This window comes from Vibrio sp. 10N.286.49.C3 (assembly GCF_041469545.1).
Classification (GTDB): Bacteria; Pseudomonadota; Gammaproteobacteria; order Enterobacterales; family Vibrionaceae; genus Vibrio; species Vibrio tasmaniensis_A.
In genome coordinates, this window is record NZ_JBFRKT010000012.1 from 50332 (window position 1) to 60283 (window position 9952).

7 protein-coding genes and 1 riboswitch are annotated in these 9952 nt (G+C 42.3%); of the genes, 4 read left to right on the top strand and 3 right to left on the bottom strand.

All coding sequences use genetic code 11. From position 1 onward, the window contains the following. Positions 1-307: 307 nt before the first annotated feature. On the bottom strand, positions 308-1042 hold the full coding sequence (locus tag AB4180_RS07265) for a chromosome segregation ATPase (protein WP_017103097.1): 735 nt from the start codon (positions 1040-1042) through the stop codon (positions 308-310). 615 nt (positions 1043-1657) lie between these two features. After that, positions 1658-1792: riboswitch (glycine riboswitch) on the top strand. Positions 1793-1920: 128 nt separating this feature from the next. Here AB4180_RS07265 and AB4180_RS07270 point away from each other — a divergent pair. Beyond that, positions 1921-3291 carry a sodium:alanine symporter family protein gene (locus AB4180_RS07270; RefSeq protein ID WP_017101086.1) on the top strand — a complete coding sequence of 457 codons (1371 nt, stop codon included), beginning with the start codon at positions 1921-1923 and terminating at the stop codon, positions 3289-3291. A 108-nt stretch (positions 3292-3399) separates the two neighbouring features. Here AB4180_RS07270 and AB4180_RS07275 read toward each other — a convergent pair whose 3' ends face one another. Beyond that, positions 3400-4035: a LysE family translocator gene (locus AB4180_RS07275; protein WP_017101085.1), complete on the bottom strand. Its 636-nt coding sequence runs from the start codon at positions 4033-4035 to the stop codon at positions 3400-3402. 297 nt (positions 4036-4332) lie between these two features. On the opposite strand from AB4180_RS07275, the gene AB4180_RS07280 reads away from it, so the two are divergent. Beyond that, positions 4333-5916: a carboxypeptidase M32 gene (locus AB4180_RS07280; RefSeq protein ID WP_102250529.1), complete on the top strand. Its 1584-nt coding sequence runs from the start codon at positions 4333-4335 to the stop codon at positions 5914-5916. A gap of 68 nt (positions 5917-5984) precedes the next feature. Here the strand turns inward: AB4180_RS07280 and AB4180_RS07285 are convergent, their stop codons facing one another. Continuing rightward, the gene (locus AB4180_RS07285; protein ID WP_198592281.1) at positions 5985-6305 is read right to left on the bottom strand and encodes a thioredoxin family protein; all 321 of its coding nucleotides are present in this window, start codon (positions 6303-6305) and stop codon (positions 5985-5987) included. 814 nt (positions 6306-7119) lie between these two features. Between AB4180_RS07285 and AB4180_RS07290 the strand changes: the two genes are divergently transcribed. Together AB4180_RS07290 and AB4180_RS07295 are read left to right on the top strand one after the other, a co-directional pair. Next, positions 7120-7770, top strand: a complete 651-nt coding sequence (locus tag AB4180_RS07290; protein WP_102250531.1) for a hypothetical protein — start codon at positions 7120-7122, stop codon at positions 7768-7770. Between the two features lie 87 nt (positions 7771-7857). Continuing rightward, complete coding sequence (locus tag AB4180_RS07295; RefSeq protein WP_102250532.1) at positions 7858-9537, top strand: relaxase/mobilization nuclease domain-containing protein; 1680 nt, start codon at positions 7858-7860, stop codon at positions 9535-9537. The last annotated feature ends 415 nt before the right edge of the window (positions 9538-9952 follow it).

The following is a 9952-nucleotide window of genomic DNA, read 5'->3' on the forward strand; positions in this document are numbered from 1 at the left end:
CCTTTGTCCTTTGTCCTTTGAGATAGTCTAATCACCGAGTGGCAACAAACCACATATTCATCCTAGAACATAACAATTATGCTAATTTTCTGGCGTGTAAATATGCGTGCAAAGTCACCAACTACCCAACAAAGCACATATCAAGATCAATTTTACGTATCTAATCACTAATTTCAGAAATAACAATGTAAAGCGCATCTTAGCCATTTAGGGGGTGAGAACGCAAAACGCCCACATCACGTGTGCGATGTGGGCGTTCAAATTCTTACTGCAAGTAGTCGTGATATGGCTATATTAAGCGCTCAGCTTATAGACCCATCTCTTCAGTGAGAGTCTTGATCTGCTTGATATCCATGGTGTGAACTTCAATCATTTGTCTGATGTCACTTAAGCGGGAATTGGCATTATCCTGTTTCTCACAGGCGTCAGATTTTGTATCCCATGACGTACCATCTAAGAAAACATCACACGCTTTCTTCAAAGAACCAAGATTCTGTTCGATGTCATCTCTTTCTTTCTCGAGTTTTTCAAGCTCTTGAGATATCTGTAATTCTTTGCGGAAAAGCTCACGCGAACGTTCAAAAAGGGTCGACTGCATATCAGCTTGACGGCTCAACTTTTGATTATTTTGTTGAGTTTGTTCTAACGTTTGCTTCTGTTCGTTTAACTGCTGCTCTAACGAGTAGTTTGCTTTCTCTAAAACTGCAGATTGTTTCGCTAAATCTTGGAGTTCTTTTTGATGCTCTTCTGCCTGTTTCACTAGAGCAGCTTCTACTTTCGCATCAATTTCGGTATCAACTTTTGCCACTTTCTCTTCAACTGATGTCACCAACTGAGTTTTACTATCACGCAGTTCTTGATAACGAGTTTCTAGTACCTGATAAGTGGATTCCCACTTCGAAGCCGTGACTGTAGATCCGATTAAGCCGCCTAACGCCAAACCGATAACCGCAGCAATGCCGATATAGAGCTGACTACGTTTATCGCGTTCCTCAATAACAACCACTTCATCTTGTTCGCCTTGTCCAGATTGCTGGTTCACTAGCGGGTACTCCCAAAAATTTGTTTAACGTTACACGGTCACTGATACTGATACTGATACTGATACTGATACTTTAAGCTCAGTTAAACCTATTGCCCAAGCCAGAAGCACTTGAGCTTTGCTAACACGTTTATCCTATCTGCTTACAGACAGACTTAACGAGTTAACTCCGAAATCATCAGGCTGGCAGTATACAAAAGGAAGCTGCTAACGATAACTATCACTACCCATTTTTGCAGTTTTTCGTTTGTCCGGTAACGAAACAGCACAAATGCCAAAGCCAATAAAAAAACAATCGCTATTAATCGAGTCATAACTCCTCCTTGTTTCTCTATTTTATACCATTTAAATAAGCAAGTTACGTCAGAGACTCGTTGTTTGATCATTTAGTTGAACAACATTTGAGCAAACAGATATTTTGTAGCTGACATCACATTTTATATGATCTAGGATACGCCTACAGATTACCTAATTATTTAGGTAATTGTTCCGATGAAGACTGCAGGAGAGTGGTTTTTAACTAAATATTAACATTTAGTTAGATAAACCCGCCGAAGAAGTAAATCTTTCAGGTGCTTTATGCTGGAGAAATCCAGAAAAGTGAGGACTGTCGTTGGAGGAACCTCTGGAGAGAACCGTACTACTTTTTTTGTAGCAAGCGGTCGCCGAAGGAGCAAGCTTAGTGCCCGTTACTTATCTATAAGTGATTCGCTAAGTGAAACTCTCAGGCAAAAGGACAGAGGAGTGGAAAGCAACAGCCTTAATTAACAAAAGAATTCTATCTAGAAATCCGTATGTATTAAGTAGTGCTCCCGATCCCTGTGATCTGCACTGCCTTCCCTCTTCTCCTTAAATTTTATATTTATTAAGGGGAATCTATGAACCACCTACAAGCTACACTACAAACCATCAACCAATTCGTTTGGGGACCACCACTACTTATTCTGCTAGTGGGTACAGGTATCTATTTTACTTTTCGCTTAGGCTTACTCCAGTTTAGACACCTCCCAACCGCGCTAAAAATGGTGTTCAGCAAAGACAAATCCGGTACGGGTGACGTATCAAGCTTCGCCGCTTTGTGTACAGCGCTTTCCGCAACGATTGGTACAGGCAATATTGTAGGCGTAGCGACCGCAATCAAGATTGGTGGCCCTGGCGCCCTATTCTGGATGTGGCTTGCCGCTGTATTTGGTATGGCGACCAAATACGCAGAATGTCTACTTGCTGTTAAATACCGTAGAACCGATAGCAATGGCGAAATGGTTGGCGGCCCAATGTACTACCTGCAATACGGTGTGGGCTCTCGAATCTTAGCTGTCATGTTCGCTGTCTTCGCGCTCGGTGTTGCTTGCTTCGGTATCGGTACCTTCCCACAAGTAAACGCTATCTTAGACGCAACTCAAATCTCATTTGGCGCTTCACGTGAAATGTCAGCGGTTGTCCTCACGATACTAGTGGCGGTTGTAACCCTTGGTGGTATTCAATCTATCGCTAAAGTAGCAGGGAAAGTCGTTCCTACGATGGCGGTGATGTACGTCGTCGCGTGTTTAAGCGTTCTGATTTCAAATGCAGACCAACTACTGAATGCCATTACCCTTGTTGTGACTTCTGCGTTTACCAACACAGCAGCAACTGGTGGTTTCTTTGGTGCGAGCATCATGCTTGCTATCCAATCAGGTATCGCTCGTGGCGTGTTCTCGAACGAATCTGGCCTAGGTAGCGCACCAATGGCTGCAGCAGCGGCTAAAACAGACTCATGTGTGAAGCAAGGACTTGTCTCTATGACAGGCACCTTCTTCGATACCATCATCATCTGTACGATGACAGGTCTGGCACTTATCTTAACAGGCGCTTGGCAGACGGACCTTTCTGGCGCTGCGATGACCACTCACGCGTTCGCTGTTGGTTTGAATGCAGACACCCTTGGCCCTATGTTGGTTTCTGTTGGCTTAATCTTCTTTGCGTTTACAACAATTTTAGGTTGGAACTACTACGGTGAGCGCTGTGTTGTTTTCTTGCTGGGTACCAAAGCAGTATTGCCTTACAAGATTATCTTCATCGCCTTGGTTGCTTCTGGTGCATTCTTAAAGCTCGACATGATCTGGATAATGGCGGATATCGTGAACGGCCTAATGGCAATTCCGAACCTAATTGGGCTTATCTTACTGCGCCATGTTGTTATCGAAGAAACCAAGCTATTCTTCAAACCGTTAACTTCCTCAAAGGATTGCGAAGCAGTTAAAGCATAATAAGAATTGAGCGATCAAAAACGCCCGCAATAATGTGCGGGCGTTTTATTATAAAACTAATGGCTATGTGCCAGTGATTTAGATTCCAATAAACTAAGTCACTATGACTTAGCTAGGTTCTTCCATTAAAAGCTTCACACCCAGCCCCACCAGCACCATGCCCGTCACGCCTTCCATCCACTTCATAAAGCTCGCATTCTTAAGCAAGTTTTTAGCCGAGTTAAGTGCCCCTGCCAAACCGCATTGCCACACCATCGCAATCATAAAGTGTACCGAAGCCATCAACATAGATTGCAATAAAGGCGAACCTTCAGGGTTGACGAACTGAGGTAAAAAGGCCAAATAGAAAACTGCCGTTTTTGGGTTCAGCACATTAGATAAAAAGCCTTCACGCAAAGAACGCTTAGCACTGTATGCTTGCTGAGCTTGTTCACCCACCTTCAAACCGCCACCGTTTTTCATCAAAGCTCGTAAACTGCTTAAGCCAAGCCAGATCAGGTAAACCGCACCCACCATCTTAACGGCTTGAAAAAGTTCAGCTGATTGAGCGAGGATTGCAGAAATACCCACAGCAGAGAAAAACGCGTGTACATATAAGCCGCTACAAATACCAAAGCTCGTCATACAACCGTCAGCCAAGCCAGAACGGCTCGTGTTGCGAATTACCAATGCCGTATCTAAACCCGGCGTTAGCGTTAAAATAGTGATGGCAATTAGAAATGCCTCAAAGTTCAAAATATCCATATCATTGTCATTCTTGTTCAGCGATCTATCATCAATACCGTGTATCTGAACAATTCGCAAGCAACAATTGCCACCAGCTATACAACTCACTGATTTTGTGCACAATAGAACAGTTTAATTTGTTAAGAAATAGTAAATTCAAGGCATCGTACCGCCTCATGCTTTTCTCGCTATATCTTCGACTCCGAAGGTCAGCGTCTTTTAAAAGTAGAGCCCTAATCAAAGTACATGAGGATGAACCTTAACGCTGACGCAGTCCTAAGGATCATTTACAGAAACCAAATTAAGAGTAGTCAAATGAGCGCATTCAAAAAACTAGTCGAGCACTCTCAAAAATGTTCACGCTTTCAACACCTAGCCTCGATTTGTGGTTGGGACCAAGCTTCAATGATGCCTGCAGGTGGTAACCAAGCACGTAGCGAAGCGATGGCCGAGCTTTCAGTTCATATTCACGGGTTGATGACGCAACCACAACTTGGAGATTGGATTGCAGACGCTGAAAACGAAGCGCTGAACAACGAACAACAATCGTCTCTGCGTGAAATTAAACGCCAATGGCAACAAGCTAACCTACTTCCAGAAAAACTGGTTGAAGCGAAATCTCTAGCAGGTTCAAAATGTGAACATGCATGGCGCAGCCAACGTGGTAACAACGACTGGGTTGGATTCGAAAAGAACTGGCGTGAAGTGGTTGAGCTATCTCGTGAAGAAGCGCAGATTCGCGCAGACGCAGCCAATCTAACGCCTTATGATGCCATGCTGGATATCTATGAACCGGGTACTAGCTCTGCTTCGCTTGATACCTTGTTTGCAGACGTTAAAACTTGGCTGCCAAACCTGATTGATGAAGTGATCGAAAAGCAGTCGAGCGAGCAATTTAATGCGCCATCTGGCATCTATTCGACCGAGAAACAAAAAGCACTGGGTTTAGAAGTCATGAAGCTGCTTCAGTTCGATTTCGAACACGGCCGATTGGATGAAAGTGTCCACCCATTCTGTGGCGGCGTTCCTTCAGACGTGCGTATCACAACCCGATACGACGAAGCGGAATTTGTTCAAAGCTTAATGGGTATTGTGCATGAAACAGGGCACGCACGTTACGAACAGGGCTTACCAAAGCACCTAGCAGGACAACCGGCGGGTGAAGCGCGCTCGATGGGCATCCATGAATCTCAATCTTTATTCTTCGAGATGCAAGTTGGCCGCAGTGACCCGTTCATCGGACACTTAGCGAACTTGGCTGGTCAACAATTCTCAGGCTCAGAGTTTGAGAAAGAAAACTTCCAGAAGATCTACACTCGCGTGAAGAAAGACTTCATCCGTGTTGATGCCGATGAGCTGACCTACCCAGCGCACGTGATTTTACGTTACGAGATTGAGCGTGACTTGATCAACGGCAAGATCAAACACACCGACGTTCCAGAGTTATGGAATACCAAGATGCAGTCATACCTTGGCTTAAGCACTCTAGGTAATTTCACTAACGGTTGTATGCAGGATATTCACTGGACAGACCCCACACGAACAGTTATCACTAATAGTCAACCTACTGATAAAAAAGAGAAAAGACTATCAAAACATAATTACAAAGATGGATGCATGCAAGACATACATTGGTGTGATGGAAGTTTTGGGTACTTCCCTTCATACACTCTTGGCGCGATGTACGCCGCTCAGTTCATGGCTTCTATGAAGAAAACTGTAGACGTAGACGGAGCGATTAGAGCTGGTGACCTTACGCCTATCTTTACTTGGTTAAGTGATAATATCTGGAGTAAAGGTAGCTTGCTAACTACCGATGAACTGGTTAAGCAAGCGACTGGTGAAATACTGAACCCAGCATTCTTCAAAGCTCACTTGGAAAATCGTTACTTGAAATAGGGGCTCGATATATCTATTTCTCTGAGTAACATGAAGGAGCCTATTCAGAGGCTCCTTAAATTTCTACCTCAGTACCAAATCCAGCATCGAGTTAGCTCTTGAATCGTCTTCCTTCCATACATCACTTCCGCTATTTCGCCATTATGAAAGACAACATACGCTGGAATACTCCTAAGTCCCAACTCCTCCGATATCGACTTCGAAATCTCAACACTAGATTTGAGAACAACCGCTTTCCCCTTCAATTCAAACGCTGCATTGATTAAGGTGCCTTCCATAGCACGACAGACTGAACACCAATCTTCAGAAATCGCTAACAATACCTCTTCATGCTCTTTCAGCATGTCATCTAACGTTTGTGAATTTTCGAGCTTGATAACGTCACTCATTAAATCAAGATTCATATGCCCTTCTCCGCAGCATTTCTCATTATAGTAATAACTAAGTAACAACGTAACGCCTCACCCTATTGTCTATTTCGAGCATCGCTCGGAATCGCAGTACTAATAGCTAAATAGCCCGTAAATCATCACGTGATTTTCCCTTATAGATGTTGAGGTAATCTAGTTCTCGTCTGCAACTCACTAGTTGAGTAGTGTTTGCTAGTTTTAACAACATAGAGCAATCCACCTCGTTTTTCTGATTCATTTATACTCAGCCGCATTTTTTTCTGAAAAAATCATACCAGTTTATATTGCGATTCTGACTCAATAATAACCATCCCCTGGTTAATTCTGAAAATATTAGGTTATTGAATCCAATATATTTATTTTTCAGAATATAATCAATATTTATTATTATTCAATTTACCACTCACTAAACCCGACCCTATAATAATGTATTGGAAAAAGTTACAAGCATAACAAATAATAAATGTGAAGTCAGTTGATTATTAAAAATATTAGTTCTAACATATATAATCACTGATAAATATTAAGTGCAAATGTTTAAAGGCATACTAATTTAAACGCACACTGTCAAAGTCACCGATATTATACACGGTAAGACAGTAGCACTATTAAAAAACATGAAAACAAGCCAGTACTAATTATTTCTCGTACCTCGAAATAACTAGAAGCTTGCTCTGCGAGGCCAGTCCTCACTACGTTGTGGTACTCGACCCCTTCGGGTCTGCGTCATCGCTTCGCTCAAAAAGAAAAGCAGGTACAACCTAAAAAAAATAATAATAATAAGGTAAACAATATGATCGAACTTCGACACTCTGTCTATATAGAGTTAGACAAAATGACAAAGACTCAGCTAATTGAACGCAGAGACGCAATCTTGGCTGGAAAGACAAAAACAAAAGAATCTGAAGAGATTAAGCTTGCGCACATTCGACTAATAAACGAAAAAATCGGAAGCATTCATGTGGGTCGCCCTAGAAAAGCGAATCAAGACAAAAGTAACACGCAAATCAAGATTAACGTGACAAAGGCTGAAGCCGACGAGCTTAAGCGTCGTTCAAAAAAACTAGGTTACAAGCATCTCTCAACGTATATGAAGCATGTAACTATAAATCTTACTCCTGAGCTTCGAGTTGAAAAAATAGTGATTTCGGAAGAAGAGGAAGAAATGATTGAAGACATTAATCATGGCATTCAGTTAATAACAGCTCAACTAAGTTACACAATGCTCGAAGACAAGATTTCTAAAGATGATGCACTTGCAATATTAACTCAAATTTCAGCAGTACAACAAAAAATGGCCGAAAGAGAGCAACGTCAACTGGGTAAATACAACACAGACTTTGCATTAACAATTGCAAACAAATACTTAAGTGCTGAACAACTACAAAAGATGGCTGACTTTAAGTATTTAAGAGAAGAAGACCAAGCCTCAATCCTCCATTAACTAAAAAAGGGGCGCACAGCGCCCCACCCTACCTGACGGCAGAACAACCGAGTTTAACCCTCTCTAACAATAATAATAGGTAAACTTATGATTCATAAAATAATCAAAGTAAAAGTCGACAAAAGCAAGAAGCAAAGCGTTGAACAACGCACAACTATCCTCGCCCACTACGGAGCAGGCAAATCCAAGTTTGACCCAGCAGAAGACCACAGGGCCGACTACGTGGCTGGCAAATCAAAGGGCCATAACGACGACGACGCTCTCAGTGAAAAAACAGAGTTCTTAGTCGCTCGCAACATCACATCACCACTACCCACCCTTACAACTCCATTCCTAAAAGTACACGAAATGGATTGGTCACAAATTGGTGAAGAAATTGGTGAAGAAAAAAGTCAGCGCGGTGTTCACAAGCCTGCTCAACACAGGATGATTTCTCTTAAAGAAGGTGAGCATCTAGACCGCATGCAATGGCTGAAATTAGTCAGAGACTATATGAAAGGCATGGGTATGCAGAACACTAAATATCTAGCTTTTATTCATAACGACACCGACAAACAACACGTACACATCGTCAACAGTCATGTTGATATCAGAACAAATAAAATAATTAATCAGTGGCAAAATTACAAAAAAGCGACTGAGCTTATGAGAGGTTTTGAAAAAGAATACAACCTTGGAGAAGTAGCAAACCCTGGACAAATGATGCGTCAAACAGCAACAACTTCTTTTCGTGAAACACCCGCGCCCAAAGGCAAAAGAACTAAAAATTACTCTGGCGGCGACAAAGCTCAAATCAAACGCAAAATCGACTTTGTTCTACTTCAAAACAGCGAACTTGATGTCAAACCTACTCTTCTAGAGTTTATGGATCAGCTCAACGCAGTCGGTGTTCAAGTTAAGCTGACTTACACAAGGTTCGACGATACCGAACCATCTGGCATGTCTTACAGATTAAATAAGTACGAAAAAAGCAGCTCAATTGCCACAGGTGGCAACAGTCGTGCCTCAAATGGCAACAAGAGTGCCAAATTTGGCAAAGCTCGTGCCAAGCCGTATTTTAAAAGCTCTAAATTGGGTAGCAGCGACGTATTCGCGCTTAAAAATCTAAAATCAACTGAAGCATTCATCTGGGACGAGTCTGAAAGCTCAGCTATAAAGAAGCTAAACTTGAGGGAAGGTGCGAGAGAGTTTGGCGTGATTCAAGATGAGAAGCCACCTATTGAGCCAGCAAACATTCTCGGAAAAGACGCTCAGCACATTAATGTGGTGCTCAAGTTCAGAGAGAAAGACTTGTCTAAGCTAAAGGCAGTAATCGGCCACTCACTGCTCAGAACATATCTTCAACTCTACAACTCTAGCGGTTCAAAATCTTTCGACTCAAAGCTTCACGCATATGTGTTTAGAGTAAGAATAAACAAAAGATGGCACAGAGAGCAATACAGTCAGGAGTGGCTTAATAAGCCGAAAATGACTAAAAGCGAATACATTGCAAAAGTGAACGAGCAGACAGTCGAAATGCTGATCGAGTTCATCAACATGCTACTTAAGTTTTTCGGCCTTGGCTCTTACACAATCGAAGCTGAAAGCCACCTCGGCGACTATCAAAAGCAGCCCGATTTTGCTCATGAACGCAGAGATGGACGCAACACTGTCATCACCATTGAAGATATTCTAAATGCAATCAAAGACGCTGGAGAAGGAGGCCACGTCAACCGCTACAACGACTGGTGCAAGCAGTACGGTCTTGAGCCCATCAAAACTATCTAGTGTAAATGAAAAACGCCCCATGCAAACATGGGGCGATGAATCACCGAGTTACCTTTTAATACGCTTTTCGCAGTCGCTCTGCATGACCTTCTCCCGAAGCATCTTCCGATGGCAGCGCGGGTGGAGGGGCTTTTTCAACTCGACTAATCCCTCTACTTACCTGCCATCTAGTGTAGCTCAAGTAGAGTTTACAAACAAACCCGCCACCCTCGCAGAGTGGCTTTTTTCTTGTCTTTCACCATCATAACCCTGCAACTAACTGTAAACAAACAAATAAGATTGCACTCAATTTTCCTATAACTTGCATTATATTACTTATTAGATAGATTCTAAAAATTAATATTAACTCGAAATTCATCCCAACTTGAATAATATACACTTCCTATATATTTTATTCTTCAGAATATATTAAGTT